We start from the raw sequence: 301 nt of genomic DNA on the forward strand, positions 1-301 counted from the left end.
GATCTCATTCCCGCGATGCTGTTCGCTATGGCAGTTGCTGCAAAGCGGAAGAGCCCACTTATCGGACGGCTTCCGACCACCGCCCGTGAAGTCTTTGCCGTACATGCGGCTCTCGGTGCGCAGATGTGCGGCCTCGGTCTGGATGTTGTTTTGACAGATCACGCAGGGCAAAGAGCGGATGAAGTTCAAGTGAGCGTCGTCATTGACGCGAAAGAGACGCTGTCTCATGCTGCCTCCGACTGCTTAAGCGCCGGATCACTCCAGACGATGTTATTCTCGGCTCCCCATGCCGACATGAAGT

1 protein-coding gene is annotated in these 301 nt (G+C 56.8%); it reads right to left on the minus strand.

Annotated elements, in window-relative coordinates:
- Window positions 1-228, minus strand: a 228-nt coding sequence (locus tag CQ12_RS45790) for a DUF968 domain-containing protein (protein WP_210180610.1), incomplete at its 3' end; no start/stop codon positions are given.
- Window positions 229-301 lie beyond the last annotated feature (73 nt).

The organism is Bradyrhizobium jicamae (genome assembly GCF_001440395.1).
Classification (GTDB): Bacteria; Pseudomonadota; Alphaproteobacteria; order Rhizobiales; family Xanthobacteraceae; genus Bradyrhizobium; species Bradyrhizobium jicamae.